We start from the raw sequence: 20,872 nt of genomic DNA on the forward strand, positions 1-20,872 counted from the left end.
CGAAGGACCCTATCACGCCTGCGCCATTAATGAGGTTAGTGTTCAGTCGTGATAAGGTCCTTCGCAAGCTCAGGATGACAGACGTTTGCGTAATGCATTACCAATACCGGAAAATGGTCCATAGAATTTTGTAGCCTGCCCCCAGCGTGCCGCGCACCGTGCCCGACACCTTGCTGGTGCCAATGCGCTTGCGGTAGCGCACGGGCACTTCCACCACCCGCAGGCCCTGGCGGAAGGCTTTCACCTGCATTTCCACCGTCCAGCCATAGGTTTTGTCTTCCATGCCGATGGCCAGCAGGGCGGGGGCGAGGACGGCGCGAAACGGGCCCAGGTCGGTGACGTTGCCGCGGTAGCGCAGGTTGAGCAGCCGCGCCGCCAGCCAGTTGCCGAAGCGCTGCTGGGGCAGCAGGGCGCCTTTTTCGCGCTCGCCCAGGGCCCGCGACCCTATCACGAGGTCGGCCTCGCCGCGGAGCAGCGGCGCCAGCAAGTCAGGCATCTGGTCGGGGAAATCGGAGTGGTCACCGTCGAGAAATACGACGATGTCGGGCTGCTCGGATTGGGGCTTGCCGAAGACGTAGGCCATGCCCGCCAGGCAGGCGTGGCCGTAGCCGGGGCGGCGCTCGTGCAGCACGGTGGCGCCCCCGGCCCGGGCCGCGGCGCTGGTGTCGTCGGTCGAGTTGTTGTCGACCACCACCACTTCCTGCACCAAGCCGGCCGGGATTTCGGCCAGCACCAGGCCGATGGCGTTGGCTTCGTTGTGGGCCGGAATGATGACGCTGATGCGGGGCTGGGGCATGAAAAGTGGAAAACAGAAGCGCGCTGCGGCCACTCAAAACGGGGCGGCCGGCGCGATATGAACCACAAAGATGCCGCCGCCGCCCTTAAGCCGCACGGTGCGGCCCAACGGCTTCGCCTTAATTGACGGCGGCCCCGCCACCGCTAGCGCGGGCGGGGTGGTCTGTTTCCAGTAATTTGACTAATGTGCCGGCAGCACCAGCACCGGCAGCTTGCTGGCCACCATCACCTGGGCCGTGACGCTGCGGTGAAACAGGGCGCTCATGAAGCTGCGGTGGCGGGCCACGAGCACGACCAGGTCGTAATCGGCCGGCTGGGCGGCTTCCAGGATGGCCGTGGCGGCGTGACCGTCCACCACCGTGCGGCACTGCACCGGCGGCAGGTCGGCCAGCAGGCTCGTGCGCGTGACCGACTCCAGCACCTGGGGCGGCAGCTCGTCGGGGCCGGTTTCGGGCACCACGTGAAACACGGTGATGTTGGCCCCCAGGGCTTTGAGCAACTGGTGGGCATTGTCGGCGTGTTCGCCGAGGGCGAACGGGTGGCCATCGACGGCCAGCAGCACGCGGCGGGGCGGGGCCGTGGAGCCGACGCCGTGGGGCACCACCAGCATGGGGTAGGGGGCGGTGCGCAGCAGGTCGAGCGAGGTGGTTTGCACCAGCTCGTCGGGCGTGTCAGAATAGTCGGGGCGGCCCAGCACCACCAGCAGCGGGTGGTGGCGGCTGATGGCGTCGGCCACGGCAAAGGCCACGCGGCCGCGGCCCACCTCGGCCACCACGGGCACGGGCAGGTTGCGGGCCACGCTGTTGAGGGCCAGGTCGATGGCTTCCTGGCTCAGGTTGGAGATGCCGCCCGTGAACAGTTCGGGGTCGAGCACGGAGTCGCGGCGCACGTGCAGCAGCACCAGGCGCGCGTTGAGCGGATGGGACAGGTTGGTGGCGTAGTCCAGGGCCTTGTTGGCGGCCTGAAAAAAATCGGTCAGGATGAGCAGCGAAGGGTCCATAGTCCAACCAGGAAAAGGGTGTGTTCGAACACAAAGGACTAGGGCGCTGACTGCTAAAGCACTGCGCAACATTAGCCAGTCGCTTGATTATTGTCATGTTTTGCCGGCCGGGCTTGGGGAAAAATTGCAGGAGCAATTCACTTCACTTCCCAGGCCGTGGACAGCAACCGGCAATCCCTCGGGGCTGCGCGCTGCGTCGCGGGCTTGAAGCACCTGTGCTCACGCTGGAGCAGGCCGGCGCGCGCCACCAAGGCCTGTTCGAAGGGCTGTGAGCGGGGCCGGGATTTCCGCTGCCCACCTTCCACTCTAAACCGCACCTGACTATGAAACCGCGTCTTTTTCTGGGACTGCTTTGGGGGCTGAGCTGCTGGGGACAGCTGGCCGCCGGGCAGCAGCCGATGGTCATTATTCCGCCAAGGGCACTGCCGCCGGTCGATGAGCTGGTGATTAGCAACGTGAACGTGGTGGACGTCGATTTGGGCGAAATCGAGCCGCACCGAAACGTGGTGATGCGCGACGGCTTCATCATTTCGGTGGGCAAATGGGTGCCCGCCGGCCGGGGTGTGCCCACCGTCGACGGCACGGGCAAGTACCTGGTGCCCGGCCTCTGGGACGGCCACACCCACGCCCTAGCCTCGGCCGACGACGAACGGGTGGCCCTGCCGCTGTACGTGGCCCACGGCATCACCAGCATCCGCGACGTGACCACGGCCCGGCCCCTCAACGACCTGCTGCGCACCCACCAAGCCCTCGAAACCGGCCGCCGCGTGGGCCCGCGCATCGAGCTGGCTGGCCCCGTGCTCGACGGCTCGGACGATGGGCGCAGCGGGCTGGGCCTCGCGGCCACCCGCGCCGAAGGCCGCGCCCAGGCCGAAAGCCTCATCAAGGCCGGCTGGTGCAGCCTGCAAACCGGCCCGCTGCTCTCGCGCGACGCCTTTGGGGGCATAGCGACGGTGGCCCAGGAGTGGCGCGTGCGCGTGGCCGGTGCGGTGCCCGAAACCGTGCCCGTGCGCGACGCCATCGGGGCCGGCCAGGGCGGCATCGAGCACCCCGACAAGCTGCTGCTGGCCTGCTCCAGCCGCGAGGACGAGCTGGTGCAGGAGCGGGCGCTGGCCCTGGCCGGCCCCCGGCCCCTCGCCACCTTGCAGAGCCGCATCAAAGCCCAGCAGAAGGAGGTGGTGGCCAGCTTCAGCCCCAGCCGCTGCGCGGCCCTGGCCCAGGCGCTGGTGCAATACCGCACGGCCGTGCTGCCCACGCTGGTGACCCAGGATTTCGACCTGCGGCGCGACCCCGACCCGCAGGACCCGCGCTTCCGCTCGGTGCCGGCCAGCGTGCGCCAGCAGTGGGCGCTGGCCGCCCGCGAGCGGCCCCACCTGTCGGCCGGCAAGCTGGCCCGAATCCGCGAGGTCGATTCGTTGCAGCGCAGCATGGTGGCCACGTTCGGGCTGCTGGGCGTGCGCCTGGTGGCGGGGTCCGATGCGGGCTCGGGCACGCCCAATCTCTTCCACGGCGGCAGCCTGCACGACGAACTGGAGCGCTTGCAGGCCATCGGCCTCACGCCGGCCGAGGCCCTGCGCGCCGGCACCGTGAACCCCGCCATGGCCACCGGACACGGGTTTGACATGGCCCGCATCCGCGCCGGCTATTTGGCCGATGTGGTGCTGCTCAACGGCAACCCGCTCGACGACATCCACAACCTGCGCCTGATTCAGGCGGTGGTGCTGCGCGGGCGCCTGTTCGACCTGCCTGCCCTGGCCGGGCTGGCCACCGAAGCCGAGCAGGCCGCCATGCAGCAAAATGTGGCGGCCCAGACGGCCACGGCCATTCGCTAAGCGAAAAGTGAACCATCCTTCAATTCCTGTGCGATGAACACCAAACACTCCTGGCTGCTGGGCTCGGCGGCGCTGGCGGCCGGCTCGGCCGCGGGCCTGCTGCTGAGCCGGGCCGCCGGGGCCCGCCGCCTGCACCACGACGTGGAACGCCTTTTTGCCGACTCGACGGCTGTGTCCCGTCACATTTACCGCGAGGCGCAGCTGGTGGGCCTGCCCGCGCCGGTGAAGCGCTACTTCCGCCAGGTGCTGCGCGACGGGCAGCCCTACCTGCGCGGCCTGCGCCTGCGGCACAACGGCCAGTTCAAAACCGACCTGAAGAAGGGCTGGACGCCCATCACCGGCGAGGAATACCTGACGGCCAGCCCGCCGGGCCTCATCTGGCAGGGCACTACCAGCTTGTTTACGGCCCGCGACGAGTACGAGGACGGGCGCGGCCAGCTCACGGTGAGCCTGCTGGGCGCGGTGCCCGTGCTGCACGGCAGCGGCCCGCACTACGACCAGGGCGAGCTGCTGCGCTGGCTGACCGAGGCCGTGCTGCTGCCCACCAGCCTGCTGCCTAATGACGAAATCTGCTGGGTCGACCTCGACGACGACTCGGCCCGGCTGCTGTGCACCCACCACGGGCAGTCGGTGTCGTGCATCATTCGCTTCAATCAGCAGCACGAAATAGCAGAGTGCGAGGCCCTGCGCTACCAGGGCGAGGCCGGCTTGCAGCCCTGGATTGGCCGCTTCATGCACTACCGCCACTGGCACGGCGTGCGCGTGCCCACCGTGCTCGAAGCCAGCTGGGTCATCGACGGCCACCGCCAGCCCTACGCCCAGTTTGCCGTGCAGGAGCTGGAATACGAGCCCCTGGAGCCGTTTTGAGTTGGTTTACTCGGCCAGCCACCAGCGCCGGGGCGGGCGCCGGGCCACCAGCCGGAACTTCTGCACGGCGTATTGCTCGATGTGGGCCAGGGCGTCGGCCACCGAGTCGGTGAAGGTGAGCAGCTGCAAATCGGCGGCGGCCACCATGCCCTGGGCCTGCATGTGGGTGAGCTGGGCCAGCAGCGGCTGCCAATAGGCGCGCCCCACCACCACGACCGGGAAATCCAGAATTTTGCGCGTCTGGATGAGGGTGAGGGCCTCCATCAGCTCGTCGAGCGTGCCAATGCCGCCGGGCATAATCACAAACGCATATGAATACTTCACCAGCAAGACTTTACGGACGAAGAAATAGCGGCAGCTCAGCCACTTGTCGAGGTAGGCGTTGGGGTGCTGCTCGGCATTCAGCACGATGTTGCAGCCCACCGAGGGGCCACCGGCTTCGCGCGCACCCCGGTTCGCGGCTTCCATGATGCCCGGCCCGCCGCCGGTGAGCACCGTGAAGCCCTGTCGGCTCAGGCCCGCGCCCAGCTGCCGGGCCAGCTCATAATATGGCGAGCCTGCCGCCACCCGCGCCGACCCGAACACCGACACGCACGGCCCCACAAAATGCAGCACCCGAAACCCGCGCATAAACTCCCGCAGCACCGTCCAGAGGAAGCGCAGCTCGCGCCGCCGGCTGCGCGGCCCGGCCAGAAACCGGCGCTCGTCCTGGTCGGGGCGGCGGGGGGCGGGTGGGGGTGGGGTAGGCATCGGCGAAGCAGCGTAAACAGCGAAACCAGGAGGCCACGGGCCGCCAAAGGAACAACATTTTAGCAAGAAATCAGCATCGAAATCCTGCACGGTCAGCCGTTCCGCACCAGCCGTTCTCCACCGAATTTATTCTCCGCCGATGGTCCCTAACGCTTCGCCTGCTCCTGTGCCCGTGGCCGTGCCCCGCCGCCGCCGCCCGCGCCCGGGCTTCTGGAAAAGCCTGGGGCCGGGGCTGATTACGGGGGCCAGCGACGACGACCCCTCGGGCATTGCCACCTACTCGCAGGCCGGGGCCGCGTTCGGCCTGGCCACGCTCTGGACGGCCCTTTTCACCTTCCCGCTTATGGCCGCCATGCAGGAAATGTGCGCCCGCATCGGGCTCGTGACGGCCCAGGGCCTGGCCGGCAACCTGCGCCAGCACTACCCGCGGGCGGTGCTGGTGGGGCTGCTGGGGCTCACGTTTCCGGCCATTGTGCTCAACATCGGGGCCGATTTGGAGGGAATGGGCGCGGTGGCGCACCTGCTGGTGCCGCAAGTGCCGGCGTTCCTGTTCAGCATCCTGTTCACGGGGCTGCTGCTCGTGGCCATGGTGCGCTGGCCCTACCGGCGCATCGCGGCCGTGCTGAAGTGGCTGTGCGCGGCCCTGCTCGTGTACGTGGTGGTGCCCTTTCTGGTGCGGCAACACTGGGCCGACGTGCTGCGCCACGCCGTGGTGCCCGAGCTGCGGCTCACGCCGGCTTTCGTGGGCATGCTGGTGGCGCTGCTGGGCACCACCATCTCGCCCTACCTGTTTTTCTGGCAGGCCGACATGGAGGCCGAGGAAATGCACCACCACCGGGGCCGCGCGGTGGTGGTCGATAAAAGCCTGCTGCACACCATGCAAACCGACGTGAACGTGGGCATGCTCAGCTCCAACGTCATCATGTTTTTCATCATGCTCACCACCGGCACGGTGCTGTTTCCGGCCGGCCTGCGCGACATTACCACCGTGGAGCAGGCGGCGCTGGCGCTCCGGCCGCTGGCCGGCGAGCAGGCCTATTTGCTGTTTGCGGCGGGCATTATTGGGACGGGGCTGCTGGCCATTCCGGTGCTGGCCGGAGCCCTGTCGTACGCCGTGGCCGAGGCCCTGCGCTGGCGCGGCGGGCTCGACCGCAAGTTTCGGCAGGCGCCCGGGTTCTACGCCACCATGTTCGTGTCGCTGGTAGCCGGCGTGCTGCTCGACGGCCTGGGCATCAGCCCGATGCAGGCGCTGCTGTACGCGGCCATGCTCTACGGCCTCACTGCCCCGGTCATGATTGCCATTGTGCTGCACCTGGCCAACAACAAGGCCGTGATGGGCGAATTCACCAACGGCCTGGCGGCCAATGTGCTGGGCGGGGCCGCGCTGGTGCTCATGAGTGGCGCCGGCCTGCTGCTGCTCCTCTTCCAGCTGGCACCCTGACGGAAATTCTCGCCCTTCTGGCTCTCTTTTTTTCGATTTTATGAACGTCACCGCTTTCAGTGTGCAAGGGTTTGAGCGCAGCTTTTTGCAGCGCGCCAACCAGGCCCGCCACCAGCTTACGCTGGTCGATACGCCCCTCGGCGCCGACACTGCCCACCTGGCGCAGGGGTCGTTGGCCGTTAGCATCTTCACCCGCGACGATGCCTCGGCCCCGGTGCTCGGCAAGCTCTGGGATTTGGGCGTGCGCTACCTGGCTGTGCGCGCCACCGGCACCGACAACGTGGACCTGGCCGCTGCCCGCCAGCTGGGCCTGCGCGTGGCCAACGTGCCCGAATACTCGCCCTACGCCGTGGCCGAGCACGCCGTGACGCTGATGCTGGCCCTGTGCCGCCACCTGCGCCAGGCCGACCAGCAGCTGCGGGCCAACGACTTCCGCCTCGACCACCTCATCGGCTTCGACCTGCACGGCAAAACCGTGGCCATCCTGGGCGTGGGCCGCATCGGCGGGGTGGTGGCGCGCATTCTGCACGGCTTCGGCTGCCAACTGCTGGGCGTGGACGTGCAGCCCAACCCCGACCTGACCGCGCAGTACGGCCTGCGCTACGTGCCCCTGGACGAGGCCTGCGCCCAGGCCGACATCATTTCGGTGCACACCCCGCTCAACGCCGACACCCAGCACCTCATCGACGACGAGCGGCTGCACCGGATGAAGCGCGGCGTGATGCTCATCAACACCGGCCGGGGCGGCGTGCTCGATACCGAAGCCGCCCTGCGCGCCCTCAAAAGCGGCCAGTTGGGCTTTCTGGGGCTCGATGTGTACGAGCGGGAAAAGCCCCTCTTCTTCGCCGACCACAGCCAGGAGCTGCTGCTCGACGACACGTTTGCCCGCCTGCTCACTTTCCCCAACGTGCTGCTCACCGGCCACCAGGCCTACCTCACCCGCGAGGCCCTCACCAACATTGCCGACGCCACCGTGGCCAGCCTCTCGGCCTGGGGCCTGGGCCGGCCGGCCGCGCACGAGGTGGCCGCGCCCGTTGCGCAGCAGCAGCTCGCCACCTAATCATTTTCCGTCATTGCCATGCCGTTGCTTGCTTCGCCTCCGCCCGCCAGCGTGCAGCCGCCCACCGCGCCGCTGCCCAAGCCAGTTTCTGGCCTAACCACGGCCGAAGCCCAGCGCCGCCTGCGCGAAACCGGCCCCAACGTGCTGCTGACCGCCGCGCGCGACACGCTGCTGCGGCTGCTGCTGCGGCAGTTTGCGAGCGTCACGGTGCTGGTGCTGGCGGTGGCGGCGGCCGTGTCGGTGTTTACCGGCGACTACTTAGAAGGCATTGCCATCGGGGCGGTGGTGCTGCTGAATGCGGCCATTGGCTTTGCGCTGGAGTGGCAGGCCCGCGCTTCGATGGATGCCCTGCACGCCCTCGATGTGCCCCAGGCCCGGGCCCTGCGCGACGGCCAGCCCCGCCGGATTCCGGCCGCCGAGCTGGTGCCCGGCGACGTGCTGCTGCTGGAAAGCGGCGACCTGGTGCCCGCCGATGCCGACCTGCTCGAAGCCCACCAACTGCAGGTGAACGAGTCGGCCCTCACCGGCGAGTCGCTGCCCGTGGCCAAAGCCCCTGGCGTGGCCCCGGCCGAAGCGCCGCTGGCCGAGCAGCGCCAGCGCGTATTCAAGGGAACGGCCGTGGTGGACGGCAACGGCCGGGCCCTGGTGGTGGCCACCGGCATGCGCACCGAGCTGGGCCACGTCACGAAGCTGGTGCAGAGCACCCGGCGCCCGCCCACGCCCCTCGAAGTCAAGCTCGATGTACTGGGCAAGCAGCTCATCATGCTCACGGGCGCGCTCACGCTGGGCTACGTGGGGCTGGGCTGGGCGCAGGGCCAGCCGCTGGGGCAGGTGCTGAAAACCGGCGTGGTGCTGGCCGTGGCCGCCATTCCCGAAGGCCTGGCCATTGTGGCCACGCTGGCCATGGCCTTTGGCACGCTGCGGCTGGCCCGGCGGCACGTGCTGGTGAAGCACCTGCCGGCCGTGGAAACGCTGGGCAGCACCAGCGTCATCGTGACCGACAAAACCGGCACCCTCACCCAAAACCGCATCGAAGTACACTCCGTCTGGCTGCCCGAGGGCCGGGCCGATGTGCCCCCGCCGGCCGGCGCCCCGGGCACCGCCGCATGCGCCGCCACCGGCGTGCTGGCCGGGCCGGGCTTTGCGCATGTGCAGCTGCTGGCGGCCCTGTGCAACAATGCCACCTACCATCCCACCGACCCCAGCCGCACCACCGGCGACCCGCTCGAAATTGCCCTCTGGCAGCTGGCCGGCACCCCGGCCGATGGCGCCCTGGCCGCCGCCATCCGCCTGGCCGAGCAAGCCTTCAGCGCCGATACCCGGCTGATGGGCACCGTGCACCAACTGGCCCCCGGCCGCTGCCTGGTGGCCGTGAAGGGCGCCACCGAAGCCGTGCTGCCCCACTGCCGCCACCAGTGGACGGCCGCCGGCCCCACGCCGCTGTCCGGCGAAGAAAAAGCCCTTTGGTTGGTCAGGGCCGAAGAATTAGCCGCCAATGGCCTGCGCACGTTGGCCTTCGCCAGCGCCGAGTGGCCCGAGCACCCCGGCCCCGATTTCGTGCGCGACTTGGCCTGGGTGGGCCTGGTGGCGTTTCTCGACCCGCCCCGGCTGGAAGTGGCCCCCGCGCTGGTGGCCTGCCGCACGGCCGGCATCCGGGTAATCATGGCCACCGGCGACCACCCGGCCACGGCCCGCACCGTGGCCCGGCAGGTGGGCCTGCTCGATAACAATGACCCCGGCGACGTGATAACCGGCACCGAGCTGCCCGACCTGCTGCGGCACCCCAACGGCGCGGGCCGCCGCCGGCTGCACCACGCCCAGGTGTTTGCCCGCGTGAGCCCGGCCCAGAAGCTCGACCTGATTACGATGTTTCAGCAGCACCACCAGGTGGTGGGCATGACCGGCGACGGCGTGAACGACGCGCCCGCCCTGCGCCGGGCCGACATCGGCATTGCCATGGGCCAGCGCGGCACCCAGGTGGCCGCCGAAGCCGCCGACCTCGTGCTGCAGGACGACGGTTTCGGGTCCATTGTGGTGGCCATTGAGCAGGGGCGCATCATTCTGGCCAACATCCGCACCTTCCTGCTCTACCTCATGTCGTGCAACCTGAGCGAGGTGCTCATCGTGACCAGCGTGGCCGTGCTGCACCCCGGCGTGCCGCTCTGGCCGCTGCAAATCCTGTTTCTGAACCTGCTCACCGACGTGTTTCCGGCCCTGGCGCTGGCCCTTGGGGCGGGGCCGGCCGGCCTGATGGGCCACCCGCCCCGCCCGCCCAAAAAGCCCCTGCTCACCGGCGGCGACTGGCGGCGCACGGGCCTCTACGCCCTGGCGCTCACCGTCGGCGGGGTGGGGGCCTTCGGCTTCGCCCGCTGGGAAATGGGCTGGTCGTTCGATGTCTGCAACAACGTGCTGTTCTACCAAATGGCGCTGGTGCAACTGCTGCACGTGTTCGATTTCGCGGCCGACCACCGCACTTTTCTGCGTTCCGAGGTCACCCGCAACCGCTACGTGTGGGGCGCCTTGGCCCTGTGCGGCTCGGTGCTGACCGCTACCTACCTGGTGCCCGGCCTGCGCGCGCTGCTGAACATCGGGTCGCTGCCCCCCATGGCGTGGGCGCTGGTGGCCGGCTTTGGCCTGCTGTCGGTGCTGCTGGTGCAGGTGGGCCGCTGGGTGGCCGCGGCCGGCAAGCACCCGCTGGCAGAAGTGGCCTAAGCAGCCGATGATACCGCGTGCTAGTGCCTGCGCCATCCCGCTGCCGGCCCGGCAATAGGCGGGGGGCTCGGCGAGGGCTGCGCTGATGAAAATCAATTAAAAGCCTAACCGTCATCAGGGAATCGCTTGGGGAAGTTGCCGAATTTTGAATGACTCACTTCCCGAAGCTTGGGCGACGTGCCATTCATTTCGCACGGTCAGAGCGAATAGGGCCTGCGCTTAATTATTCGGTGCCGCCAGCCCGCTTCCGGGCCCGATAGTCCAGCGGCAAACTGTGGCTGGCTGGGCTTTTCCTCCCGCTATTATTCCATCCCTGAATGCTATGCAAACGCTGGAATCTCCGCCGCAGGCTTCGGCCGGCACGGCCGCCGATGCCGACATCACGGCCGCCATCAAACGATGTTATCTGACCAAAAGGGGAGTAGCGCCGCACCTGATTGAGGTGAGCACCAAAGCGGGCATTGTGGAGCTAACCGGCGCCACCAACAGCCTGCTCTCGCGCCACCGGGCCGAGGAAATTGCCCTGGCCGTGTGCGGGGTGCGCGGCGTGGTGAACGAATTGGTGGTGAACGGCCCCGACGTGCCCAGCCCCGAGCTGCACCAGCACGTGCAGCAGGCCCTCGCCGACGACCCCGTGGCCCGCGACTACAACCTGCGCTGCACCGTGTCCGACGGCATGGTCTGGCTCACGGGCACGGTGCGCTCCTGGGCCGAAAAGCAGCTGGCCCTGCGCGTGGTAGAGGGCGTGCGCGGCGTGCAGCACATCGTGGACGACCAGCTGCGGGTGTGCCGCGAAGGCCCGCCCAAATCCGACGCCGACCTGACCCGGCAGCTGCTCGAAGCCCTCGACTGGGACATCCGGGTTAACAGAAACCTGGTGCAGGTGCGCACCGCCGACCGGATGGTGCACCTGGCAGGCACCGTGGGCTCGCTGGCGGTAAAGCGCCGCATCGAGGGCCTGGCCTACGAGCTGGGCGCCAGCCGCGTCGACGGCCGCGACCTGTTGGTGGCCCGCTGGGCCCTGGGGCCGGGCATGGGCCGGGAGGAAGACCTGGACCGTTCCGACGAGGCCATTGCCCAGGCCGTGCGCGACACCTTCGACCGCGACCCGCGGCTGCGGGAAGAGCTGCCCCAGGTGGAGGTGCAGGCCCACGCCGGCGCCGTGACGCTGCGCGGCACCGTGGGCAACCTGCGCGCCTGCCGCAGCGCCGCGCACGACGCCGGCCAGGTGGCGGGCGTGCGCGAGGTGCACAACCTGCTGAAAGTGCGCCCCACCCGGTTCTGGTCCGATGCCGACCTGCGCCAACGCGTGGCCGCGGCCCTGCAGCGCGACCCTTACCTGCACGGCTTCCACTTCAGCGTGACGGTGCTCAACAGCCGGGCCACGCTCCACGGCTGGGTGAGCAGCCGCTTCGAGCAGGAGCAGGCCGGCGAGCTGGCCTCGGGCGTGAACGGCGTGGTGGACGTGGAAAACCGGGTGGCCGTGTGGCCCGACGGCCACCACGCCGCACAGGCCCTGGCCGGCCACCTCACCGGCAGCCTCCGCCCGGCCGAAAAGCCCTTGCCGGCCGCCGAGCTGGTGGCGCGCATTCGCGCCCGCTACGCGTGGTCGGTGTGGCTGCACAACCAGCCCATCGACGTGCGGGTGGAAGAAGGCGAAAGCCGCGTCACCCTCACCGGCGCCGTCGATACGGCGCAGGCCCGCGAGCTGGCGGTTCGCGAAGCCTACGAGCAGGGTGCCACCGAAGTCGACAACCACTTGCGGGTGTGCCCCACGCCAGAGAAACGAACGGTTTTATCGCCCACTATCTAACCTAATGCCGAGCCAATGCAGACTTCCTCCCCGCCGCCTTTCTTTTTCGCTTTGCGCCGAGCCGGCGCCCAGGATATGTCCATCAGCCCCAGCACGCAGCAGTGCAGCCAGGAAGCCGATGCCGCCATGGCGTTCGATGACTGGGGCGGCTACTCCCCGCAGCCCGGCAGCCCGCGGCGCGCTACCGCCCCCGGCGCCGAACCAATTCCCACCCTGGCTGGCCTGCGCTAGCCGCTTTCTTCTACATCCGTCATGAGTGCTTCCATTGTTGTGCTGACTGATTTTCTGGCCGTAGCCAACCGGGCGCTGTCCTACGCCGCCGGGCTGGCGGTGCCGCTGCAGGCCCACCTGGTGCTGCTGCACGTGCGCCACGATGGCCTCCTGGCCCCGGCCGAATACCGCCGGCACTACCTGCAGCGCGAGGAGCGCAAAACGGTGCACGCGCTCTACGAGCTGGCCGCCCATCAGCCCGTGATGACCGACGTCGACATTTCGGACGAATTTCTGTCCGAGGCCGTGAAGGAATCGGTGCGCCAGCACCACCCGCTGCTGCTGGTGCTGGGCCGGCCCGGCTCGGCCACGGCGCCGCAGGAAATCATCATGAGCGCGGCCATGGACCTGCTGCGGCAGGTGCCCCATCCGCTGCTGGTGGTGCCCACCGTGGGCTGGCAGGACGCGGCCCTGCCCCGCCGCCTGCTGCTGGCCGTCGACGGCGAGCCGTTCCACCTTTTTCCGCACCAGGACGTGCTTCACCGGATGCTGCAGGCCACCCAGGGCACGCTCGATGTGGTGCACGTCACCGTGCCCGACCAGGTGCGCCCCGATGCCGCGAAGATGCTCAGCACGTTGCGGCAAACCGGCCTCACCGAGGAACCGCTGCCGCTCGACCGGCTGCACGAAATCAACCAGTCCGACATCGTCGGCGGCGTGCTCGGCGAAGCCGCCCGCCAGCAGGCCGACCTGCTCGTGGTGGTGGCCCGGCGCCACTGCCTGCTCGGCAGCCTGTTTCACCGCAGCGTCACGGCCCAGCTTATTCAGGAAAGCATGGTGCCGGTGCTCGTGTTTCCGGCCGAGGACTGAGCCGGCCGCACGGCGCCGCCCCTGGCTTTCCTGCTTCATCCTCTTACGCTTCCCCGCATGGCCCTCTCTTTTTTGATACTCACCAACTTATCGGAGACGGCCAAAAAAGCAACCCGATACGCCGCCGTGCTGGGCAAGCCGCTGCACGTGCACCTGGCGCTGCTGAGCCTGTACCAGCCCCCCGTGCTCGACCCCGACCTGCTCACCGTGACGGCTGCCGAGGCCTTCCGCAGCCAGGCCGAAACCATGCAGGAGCTCCAGGTGGCGGCCCAGGACCTGCCCGCGCCGGCCGAGGTGCAGGTGTCCATCGGCACGCTGCACGATGCCGTGAGCGAAGCCGTGCACCGCAGCCACCCGCTGCTGCTGGTGCTGGGCCTGAGCGCCGAGCACAACCCACTCGAGCACTTGCTGCACCACCAGGCCCTGCCCGTGCTGCGCGCCACGCACCGGCCCCTGCTGCTGGTGCCCGAAGCCGCGCCCCCGCCGTGCCTGCCCAGCCGCATTGTCATTGCCACCGATGCCGAGCCGCTAATGCTCAATGCGTTGTCCCGGAACCTGGCGCCGCTGCTGGCGTCCTGGCCGGCCCACTACACGGTGGTGCACGTGCATGCCCGGCGCGAGCAACTGGCCATGCCCGGCCAGATGGCCCTGGCCGACGTGCGCGCCAGCGGGCTGCTGCCGCCCGGCACGCCGCTGGAGTTGTACGAAGAGCACCACCTGGCCCCGGCTTCCGGGGTGCTGCAAGCCGTGGCCGATACCGCGGCCGACCTGCTGATTCTCATTGCCCGGCCGCGCAGCTTTCTGGGGCGGCTGTTCCACCGCAGCATCACGGCGCAGGTGCTGCGCCGCAGCCCGGTGCCGGTGCTGCTGCTGCCGGCCGTAGCCGCCGAAATGGTGGATTGACCCTTCAGGCGTCATCCGTGAAGCGGGTGTTAGGCCTGAAGCCAGTGCCTTTCGTCTCACTTTAGCCGTTGATTGTCATGGTTCCCAACCTCGTAGTGCTCACTGATTTTTCGCTCGCTGCCGAGCGGGCCCGGTCCTACGCCGCCGTGCTGGCCGCGCCGCTGAAGGCCGAGCTACACCTCGTCCACGTCTTTTTGCCCATGCCCATCGGCACCGAATACGGCATGGTGGTGCCCGTGATGGACGACAAGTACGTGCCCGCCGCCGGCCGCTGCCTCCAGCACGTGGCCGACGTGATGCCCGTGCCCGCCACCGCCGAGATATTGGAGTCGGACTGGCCCAGTGCCATTGAGGAAGTCCTGGCCAAGTACCAGCCCATGCTCGTGGTGGCCGGGCTCACGGCCACCAGCAATTTCCTCGAAGAGTGGTTCAGCAACCGCGCCGTGGCCCTGCCGCACCAGATGGGCTGCCCCCTGCTGCTCGTGCCCGAGCACCTGCCCGATGCCGCCCTGCACCCGCCCCACCGCCTGGCCCTGGCCGTGGAAGACCGGCCCTTCCGGCTGGCGGCCACCACCAAAGTCGTGCGGCCGCTGCTCGACAGCCTCGACCTGGAGCCGGTGGCCGTCACGGTTTTGCCGGACGAAGAGCGGACCGGCGGCTGGGATGGCCTGCGCGCCGCCCAGCACAGCGGCCTCACGGCCGGCGCGGCCACCTGCGGCCTGCACAAAGTGGTGAGCAACCTGCCCGGCTCCGGCATTCTGGAGGCCGTGAGCGACCTGCACGCCGATGCGGTGGCCCTGCTCGACCAGGGCCATGGCTGGGCGCACAAGCTCTTCAGCGGCAGCGTCATCAGCTACGTGCTGCGGCACACCCACGTGCCGGTGCTGCTGCTCTCGGCCCAGGTGCTTGACGCCGAGCCGGCGCCGGTCGAAACCCTTGCATTTACGCCGACCAACTGATGAAACCTGCCCCCGCCATGCCCCTTACGCTCATCGTTTTATCCGGTTTCTACGAGCCCGCCCGGCACGCCATCCGCTACGCCGATACGCTGGCCCAGGCCGTGCACGGCCAGTTGGTGCTGCTGCACGTCAACCGCGCCTCGCTCTTCGACCCCTACGAGCTGGTGGGCGCGGTGGGGGAGAAGTACCACCGCCAGGAGCTGGCCGCCCAAACCGACACCGTGGCCGCCCTGCGCCAGCTGGCCCACACCCTGCACAGCCCCGCCACCGTCGAAATGGCCACCGACCTGCTGCCCGACATCGCCCACGAACTGGCCACCCGCTACAGCCCGGCCCTGTTCGTGCTCGGCCAGCCCGACGAGGACCACCCCGACCACGAAGGCATGGCTGCCCTGTGCGCCGAGCTGCTGCGGGCCGGCCACTACCCGGTGCTGGCCGTGCCCACCACGGCGCCCACCGACCAGCCGCCGCACCGCTTCCTCATCGCGGCCGACCGCGAGCCGTTTGCCCTCGGCCCGGCGGCGCAGGCGTTGCGCCCCGTGCTGGCCCTGCTCGGCACGGCCGTGGTGGTGGCCCACGTGTCGGAAGGCGTGGTGGACGACGACGGCTGCGCCGCCGCCCTGCACGCCGTGCGCCGCAGCGGCCTGGTCGAGTTTCAGACGCCCGAGCTGCGCGGCTACCTCGACAGCGACTACGCCGAAGGCCTGCTCACGGCCACGCAGGACGCCGCGGCCGACGTGGTGATTACGCTGGTCCGGCAGCGCAGCTTCATGAGCGACCTGTTCCACCGCAGCGTGACGGCCCGCTTGCTGGAGCTGTGTCCTGTGCCGGTGCTGGTGCTGCCCACCGCCGCCGAAATCCCGCAGGCAGATGCCTCCGCGGCGGCGTCAGCCCAAGCTTAACGAGCTATAGCCGGCACGAAGAAAATGCTGCCCTAGCCCGTGTCTCTGCTGCTGGGCACCAGGGCGTTTGGCATCAGCATGTGGCGGCGCGAAGTAGCTAACACGCTCATTGTGGCGCTGCCGGTGATGGGCCATCTGGGCGCGGGCTGGCTGGGAGGCTACAAGCTGCTGCACGCGCGAGCAACCGCTTGATTATCAAATTGGGCGATGACCGGCTGGACCATGATTTTAATCAGCCGGCCGATTGAGAAAACGCAGTGCGGTGGCGCGGTGGCGCGGATAGTTTTGGGAAGAATAAAAACCGGCTTTGCGCGGCGCAGGGCGGCGGTTTTAGCCATTTTCAACCCCAACCACTCCCAGTATGGCACCCGAACCATTTGCCCTGTTTTTTCAGGATTTGACCAATGACAAAGTGGCGCTGGTGGGCGGCAAAAACGCCTCCCTGGGCGAGCTGTACAACCGCCTGAGCGCGGAGGGCATCAGCGTGCCGAACGGATTTGCCCTCACGGCCAAGGCGTACGAGCTGTTTCTGAACGAGAACAACCTGCGCGAGCCGCTCACCGCTCTGCTGGCCAAGCTCGACACGCAGGAATTCAGCAACTTGGCCGCCATCGGCAACGAGGCGCGGATGATGTTGCGCGTGTCCCGGCTGCCCGATTCGGTGAGCCTGGCCATTGCCGATGCCTACCACCAGCTGCGGGCCGGCTACGAGCACGAAATTCAGGTGGCGGTGCGCAGCAGCGCCACGGCCGAGGACCTGCCCACGGCCAGCTTCGCCGGGCAGCACGACTCGTTTCTGGACGTGCGCAGCGCCGATGCCGTGCTCGACGCCTGCCAGAAATGCTACGTGTCGCTGTTCAACGACCGCGCCATTAAGTACCGGGTGCAGAACGGGTTCGACCACCTGAAAGTGGCGCTGTCGGTGGGCGTGCAAACCATGGTGCGCTCCGATTTGGCCTCGGCCGGCGTGGCCTTCACCATCGAGCCCGAAACCGGCCACGACAACCTGATTTACCTCACCGCCAGCTGGGGCCTGGGCGAAAACGTGGTGCAGGGCGCTGTAAACCCCGACGAGTTCTACCTCTTCAAGCCGGCCCTGCGCACCGACAAGCGCGCTCTGGTGCGCAAGAAGCTGGGCGACAAGGCTAAAACCATGCGCTACGCCACCGACGCCGGCACCACCGGTATCAAAAACACCGACACGCCGGCCGAGCGCCGCGCCGCCTTCGCCCTCACCGATGCCGAAGCCGAGCAGCTGGGCCGCTGGTGCCTGCTGATTGAAAACCATTACGGCATGCCCATGGACATCGAATGGGCCAAGGACGGCCTCAACGGCAGCCTCTACATCGTGCAGGCCCGGCCCGAAACCGTACACCACGGCCGCCGGGCCTTGCGCCTGCACGAGTACCACCTCACCGAGCGCGGCTCGCTGCTGGCCACCGGCAAGGCCGTGGGCAGCCAGATTGTGTCGGGCGTGGCGCGGCTTATCGACTCGCCGGCCGACGGCCACCGCCTGCAAACTGGTGACATTCTGGTCACGAACAGCACCAGCCCCGACTGGAACGCGGTGCTGAAAAAGGCGTCCGTCATCGTGACGAACCAAGGCGGGCGCACCAGCCACGCGGCCATTGTGGCGCGCGAGCTAGGCCTCTCGGCCGTGGTGGGCACGCTCGATGCGACCCTGAAAATCCGGGACGGGCAGCGCATCACCGTCTCTTGCGCCGAGGGCGACGAGGGCCACATCTACGAAGGCCAATTGGCCTGGGAAGAGCACGAAATCGACTTGGAGCACCTCGTGCAGCCCCACACCAAGCCCATGCTGATTCTGGCCGACCCTGACCGGGCGCTCACGCTGGCCCGCTACCCCAGCCAGGGCGTGGGCCTGCTGCGCATGGAGTTCATTATCAGCAACGCCATTCGGGTGCACCCCATGGCGCTGGTGGCCTTCGACCAACTCACCGACCAGAAGGCCCGCGAGGAAATCATGGCCCTCACCGCCAATTATGCCAGCAAGCCCGAGTATTTCATCGAGCAGCTGGCCCAGGCGCTGGGCTTCGTGGCGGCGGCATTCTACCCGCGCGAAGTCATCGTGCGCATGAGCGACTTCAAGACCAACGAGTACGCCAACCTGCTAGGTGGAAGGCAGTTTGAGCCGGAGGAAGAAAACCCGATGCTGGGTTTCCGGGGCGCGTCGCGCTATTACAGTCCGCAATATCGCGAGGGCTTCCGGCTGGAATGCGCGGCTCTGGAGCGCGTGCGCCACGACATGGGCCTGACCAACATCAAGGCCATGATTCCCTTCTGCCGCACGGTGGAAGAAGGCCAGCGCGTGGTGGCCCTGATGGCCGATTTCGGCCTGCGCCAGGGCGTCGACAACCTGGAAATCTACGTGATGGCCGAAATCCCGAGCAACGTCATTCTGGCCGAGGACTTCGCCACGGTGTTCGACGGCTTCTCCATCGGTTCCAACGACTTAACCCAGCTCACCCTGGGCCTGGACCGCGACTCGGCCATCGTGAGCGGGCTCTTTGACGAGCGCAACGAGGCCGTGACGCGGCTGCTCTCGCAGGTCATTCGCACGGCCAAGGCGCACGGCCGGCCCATCGGCCTCTGCGGCCAAGCCCCGAGCGACTACCCGGCTTTCGCCCAGTTCCTGGTCGAGCAGGGCATCGACAGCATTTCCTTCACGCCCGATGCGCTGCTTAATGGAATGGCGAATATGGTGAAAGCGGAGGAAGTGGTGGCCGATGAGTACCCGTAGCTGAACGATGAAAGAACGTCATGCTGAGCGGAGCGCAGCGTAGTCGAAGCATCTCGCTTGTGGCAGTAAATCCATCGTTGAAAAAGGGTTAGTGGCGGCACGCGAGATGCTTCGACTGCGCTGCGCTCCGCTCAGCATGACGGCCTCTATGCCTCCAACGACAATATAAAATATTCCCAACCCCATGCCCGACACCTCGCTACTGGCCGAAACCGGCGAAATCACCAGCTTCGCCGGGCGCTTCTTCCGCGAGGGGTTTCGGCCGCGCTACGAGCTGGCCGAGTTGCTGCACCAGTGCTACGTGGTGGGTTATCAGTCCTTGCCGATGGTGGGCATCACGGGGTTTATCATGGGCATGGTGCTCACGCTGCAAAGCCGGCCCACCATGGCGCAGTTCGGGGCCGAATCGTGGATTCCGACCATGGTGGGGCTCACCATCATCCGCGAGATGGGGCCGATTATCACGGCGCTGATTTTCGCCGGCAAAATTGGGTCCAGCATCGGGGCCGAGCTGGGCTCGATGCGCGTGACCGAGCAGATTGACGCCATGGAAGTGTCGGGCACCAACCCGTTTAAGTACCTGGTGGCCACGCGGGTGATGGCCACCACGCTCATGCTGCCGCTGCTCACGATTCTGGCCGATGCCATTGGACTGTATGCTTCTTATCTGGGTATCAACATGAAGGGTACGACCACGCTGGCGCTGTTCGTGAACAACATTCTGAGCGGGTTGACCTTCGGCGACGTGCTGCCGGCCTTCATCAAGACCTTCTTTTTTGGGTTCGCCATCGGGCTCATCGGGTGCTATAAAGGCTACTTTTCCGACAAGGGTACCGAAGGGGTGGGGCAAGCGGCGAATTCGGCCGTGGTGGTAGCCTCGCTGGTCATTTTCCTGCTCGATTTGGTGGCGGTGCAAATCACCGGCTTGCTGGGACTTAACTAACGCCAACCCGCCATGCAGCCCGAATCCATCACCCAGGAAATGCCCCGCCCCGCCGCCGCCGCCGCCGCGGCCGAAACGGTGCTGACGGTGGATAAAGTCAGCAAGTCGTTTGGCGACAACCACGTGCTGCGCGACTTTTCGCTGGCGCTGCACCGGGGCGAAAACGTGGTGGTGCTGGGCAAGTCCGGCTCGGGCAAGTCGGTGCTTATCAAGTGCATCATCGGCCTGCTAACGCCCGATGCCGGCCGCATCACAGTGCTGGGCCAGGACGTGGCCGCCCTCGACCACGCCGCCATGGACCGGCTGCGGGCCAAGGTCGGCTTCCTCTTCCAAAGCAACGCCCTCTACGACTCGATGACCGTGCGCGACAACCTGCTCTTCCCGCTGCGCCGCCACTGGCTGGCCCACGGCCCGGAGGAAGAGGACGCGCTGGTGCTCCAGGCCCTCGATGATGTAGGCCTGGCCCAGACCGCCGAGCTGCTGCCGGCCGAGCTCTCGGGCGGCATGCGCAAGCGCATCGCGCTGGCCCGCACCCTCATCCTGCGCCCCGACATCATCCTCTACGACGAGCCCACCACCGGCCTCGACCCCGTGACGGCCCGCGAAATCGACCACCTCATCCGCGAAGTGCAGCAGAAATACCGCACCTCGGCCCTCATCATCTCGCACGACATGAACTGCGTGCGCCTGGTGGCCGACCGCGTGGTGCTGCTCGTGGACGGCCGCTGCTATGCGGAGGGTACTTATGACGAATTAGCCAGGAATATGGACCCTAAAGTGAAGGAGTTTTTTGCTTGAATACGCTCAACGATTGACCTCACCCCCTGACCCCCTCTCCAAAAGAGAGGGGGCACCGGTATTGCACTTGTAGCGTGGACTCTGCGAGTCCGCGCCTGCTAGAACATCGACATCCTTCGCCAAGACGCGGACTCGCAGAGTCCACGCTACAAGTCGTCAGGCTCCCCTCTCTTTTGGAGAGGGGCCGGGGGTGAGGTCCCGGCGTCAGGCGAAGCGGTAGAGATGCTTCGACTGCGCTCAGCATGACGTTCCTTTT

Annotated in this window: 18 protein-coding genes; 15 read left to right on the forward strand and 3 right to left on the reverse strand. The window is 67.6% G+C overall.

Annotated elements, in window-relative coordinates; all coding sequences use genetic code 11:
- Nucleotides 1-97: 97 nt before the first annotated feature.
- The gene (locus IC234_RS02765) at nt 98-796 is read right to left on the reverse strand and encodes a glycosyltransferase family 2 protein (RefSeq protein WP_190922294.1); all 699 of its coding nucleotides are present in this window, start codon (nt 794-796) and stop codon (nt 98-100) included.
- 180 nt (nt 797-976) lie between these two features.
- The gene (locus tag IC234_RS02770) at nt 977-1,795 is read right to left on the reverse strand and encodes a universal stress protein (protein WP_190922295.1); all 819 of its coding nucleotides are present in this window, start codon (nt 1,793-1,795) and stop codon (nt 977-979) included.
- Nucleotides 1,796-2,118: 323 nt separating this feature from the next.
- Between IC234_RS02770 and IC234_RS02775 the strand changes: the two genes are divergently transcribed.
- The gene (locus IC234_RS02775) at nt 2,119-3,627 is read left to right on the forward strand and encodes an amidohydrolase family protein (RefSeq protein WP_190922296.1); all 1,509 of its coding nucleotides are present in this window, start codon (nt 2,119-2,121) and stop codon (nt 3,625-3,627) included.
- Nucleotides 3,628-3,660: 33 nt separating this feature from the next.
- Complete coding sequence (locus IC234_RS02780) at nt 3,661-4,494, forward strand: DUF6544 family protein (protein ID WP_190922297.1); 834 nt, start codon at nt 3,661-3,663, stop codon at nt 4,492-4,494.
- Nucleotides 4,495-4,500: 6 nt separating this feature from the next.
- On the opposite strand, the gene IC234_RS02785 is transcribed toward IC234_RS02780, so the two are convergent.
- On the reverse strand, nt 4,501-5,244 hold the full coding sequence (locus IC234_RS02785) for an LOG family protein (protein ID WP_190922298.1): 744 nt from the start codon (nt 5,242-5,244) through the stop codon (nt 4,501-4,503).
- A gap of 139 nt (nt 5,245-5,383) precedes the next feature.
- On the opposite strand from IC234_RS02785, the gene IC234_RS02790 reads away from it, so the two are divergent.
- From IC234_RS02790 to IC234_RS02850, 13 genes are all read left to right on the forward strand, one after another.
- On the forward strand, nt 5,384-6,685 hold the full coding sequence (locus IC234_RS02790) for an NRAMP family divalent metal transporter (protein ID WP_190922299.1): 1,302 nt from the start codon (nt 5,384-5,386) through the stop codon (nt 6,683-6,685).
- Between the two features lie 40 nt (nt 6,686-6,725).
- Nucleotides 6,726-7,745, forward strand: a complete 1,020-nt coding sequence (locus IC234_RS02795; RefSeq protein WP_190922300.1) for a 2-hydroxyacid dehydrogenase — start codon at nt 6,726-6,728, stop codon at nt 7,743-7,745.
- A gap of 18 nt (nt 7,746-7,763) precedes the next feature.
- Nucleotides 7,764-10,457 (forward strand): cation-translocating P-type ATPase, encoded by a 2,694-nt coding sequence (locus tag IC234_RS02800; RefSeq protein WP_190922301.1) that lies wholly within the window; start codon nt 7,764-7,766, stop codon nt 10,455-10,457.
- A gap of 322 nt (nt 10,458-10,779) precedes the next feature.
- A complete protein-coding gene (locus IC234_RS02805) occupies nt 10,780-12,270 on the forward strand; it encodes a BON domain-containing protein (RefSeq protein ID WP_190922302.1) in 1,491 nt (496 codons plus the stop codon).
- 51 nt (nt 12,271-12,321) lie between these two features.
- The gene (locus IC234_RS02810) at nt 12,322-12,501 is read left to right on the forward strand and encodes a hypothetical protein (protein WP_190922303.1); all 180 of its coding nucleotides are present in this window, start codon (nt 12,322-12,324) and stop codon (nt 12,499-12,501) included.
- 21 nt (nt 12,502-12,522) lie between these two features.
- On the forward strand, nt 12,523-13,350 hold the full coding sequence (locus IC234_RS02815; RefSeq protein ID WP_190922304.1) for a universal stress protein: 828 nt from the start codon (nt 12,523-12,525) through the stop codon (nt 13,348-13,350).
- 57 nt (nt 13,351-13,407) lie between these two features.
- Nucleotides 13,408-14,253, forward strand: a complete 846-nt coding sequence (locus IC234_RS02820) for a universal stress protein (protein ID WP_190922305.1) — start codon at nt 13,408-13,410, stop codon at nt 14,251-14,253.
- 77 nt (nt 14,254-14,330) lie between these two features.
- Nucleotides 14,331-15,212 (forward strand): universal stress protein, encoded by an 882-nt coding sequence (locus IC234_RS02825; RefSeq protein WP_190922306.1) that lies wholly within the window; start codon nt 14,331-14,333, stop codon nt 15,210-15,212.
- Nucleotides 15,212-16,114 carry a universal stress protein gene (locus IC234_RS02830; RefSeq protein ID WP_190922307.1) on the forward strand — a complete coding sequence of 301 codons (903 nt, stop codon included), beginning with the start codon at nt 15,212-15,214 and terminating at the stop codon, nt 16,112-16,114. The genes IC234_RS02825 and IC234_RS02830 overlap by 1 nt, the downstream gene beginning before the upstream one ends.
- A 39-nt stretch (nt 16,115-16,153) precedes the next feature.
- Complete coding sequence (locus tag IC234_RS02835; protein WP_190922308.1) at nt 16,154-16,306, forward strand: hypothetical protein; 153 nt, start codon at nt 16,154-16,156, stop codon at nt 16,304-16,306.
- Nucleotides 16,307-16,475: 169 nt separating this feature from the next.
- Nucleotides 16,476-18,875: a phosphoenolpyruvate synthase gene (gene ppsA / locus IC234_RS02840; RefSeq protein ID WP_190922309.1), complete on the forward strand. Its 2,400-nt coding sequence runs from the start codon at nt 16,476-16,478 to the stop codon at nt 18,873-18,875.
- A 184-nt stretch (nt 18,876-19,059) separates the two neighbouring features.
- On the forward strand, nt 19,060-19,818 hold the full coding sequence (locus IC234_RS02845; RefSeq protein ID WP_190922310.1) for an MlaE family ABC transporter permease: 759 nt from the start codon (nt 19,060-19,062) through the stop codon (nt 19,816-19,818).
- A 12-nt stretch (nt 19,819-19,830) separates the two neighbouring features.
- Complete coding sequence (locus IC234_RS02850; RefSeq protein ID WP_223827434.1) at nt 19,831-20,616, forward strand: ABC transporter ATP-binding protein; 786 nt, start codon at nt 19,831-19,833, stop codon at nt 20,614-20,616.
- The last annotated feature ends 256 nt before the right edge of the window (nt 20,617-20,872 follow it).

The sequence above is a fragment of the Hymenobacter armeniacus genome (assembly GCF_014699055.1).
In the GTDB taxonomy this organism is placed as follows: domain Bacteria; phylum Bacteroidota; class Bacteroidia; order Cytophagales; family Hymenobacteraceae; genus Hymenobacter; species Hymenobacter armeniacus.

Bases quoted from the DNA above. Each gene is read 5' to 3' on its own strand.
- IC234_RS02765 (WP_190922294.1), bottom strand. From the start codon at position 796: ATGCCCCAGCCCCGCATCAGCGTCATCATTCCGGCCCACAACGAAGCC.
- IC234_RS02770 (WP_190922295.1), bottom strand. From the start codon at position 1,795: ATGGACCCTTCGCTGCTCATCCTGACCGATTTTTTTCAGGCCGCCAAC.
- IC234_RS02775 (WP_190922296.1), top strand. From the start codon at position 2,119: ATGAAACCGCGTCTTTTTCTGGGACTGCTTTGGGGGCTGAGCTGCTGG.
- IC234_RS02780 (WP_190922297.1), top strand. From the start codon at position 3,661: ATGAACACCAAACACTCCTGGCTGCTGGGCTCGGCGGCGCTGGCGGCC.
- IC234_RS02785 (WP_190922298.1), bottom strand. From the start codon at position 5,244: ATGCCTACCCCACCCCCACCCGCCCCCCGCCGCCCCGACCAGGACGAG.
- IC234_RS02790 (WP_190922299.1), top strand. From the start codon at position 5,384: ATGGTCCCTAACGCTTCGCCTGCTCCTGTGCCCGTGGCCGTGCCCCGC.
- IC234_RS02795 (WP_190922300.1), top strand. From the start codon at position 6,726: ATGAACGTCACCGCTTTCAGTGTGCAAGGGTTTGAGCGCAGCTTTTTG.
- IC234_RS02800 (WP_190922301.1), top strand. From the start codon at position 7,764: ATGCCGTTGCTTGCTTCGCCTCCGCCCGCCAGCGTGCAGCCGCCCACC.
- IC234_RS02805 (WP_190922302.1), top strand. From the start codon at position 10,780: ATGCAAACGCTGGAATCTCCGCCGCAGGCTTCGGCCGGCACGGCCGCC.
- IC234_RS02815 (WP_190922304.1), top strand. From the start codon at position 12,523: ATGAGTGCTTCCATTGTTGTGCTGACTGATTTTCTGGCCGTAGCCAAC.
- IC234_RS02820 (WP_190922305.1), top strand. From the start codon at position 13,408: ATGGCCCTCTCTTTTTTGATACTCACCAACTTATCGGAGACGGCCAAA.
- IC234_RS02825 (WP_190922306.1), top strand. From the start codon at position 14,331: ATGGTTCCCAACCTCGTAGTGCTCACTGATTTTTCGCTCGCTGCCGAG.
- IC234_RS02830 (WP_190922307.1), top strand. From the start codon at position 15,212: ATGAAACCTGCCCCCGCCATGCCCCTTACGCTCATCGTTTTATCCGGT.
- ppsA (WP_190922309.1), top strand. From the start codon at position 16,476: ATGGCACCCGAACCATTTGCCCTGTTTTTTCAGGATTTGACCAATGAC.
- IC234_RS02845 (WP_190922310.1), top strand. From the start codon at position 19,060: ATGCCCGACACCTCGCTACTGGCCGAAACCGGCGAAATCACCAGCTTC.
- IC234_RS02850 (WP_223827434.1), top strand. From the start codon at position 19,831: ATGCAGCCCGAATCCATCACCCAGGAAATGCCCCGCCCCGCCGCCGCC.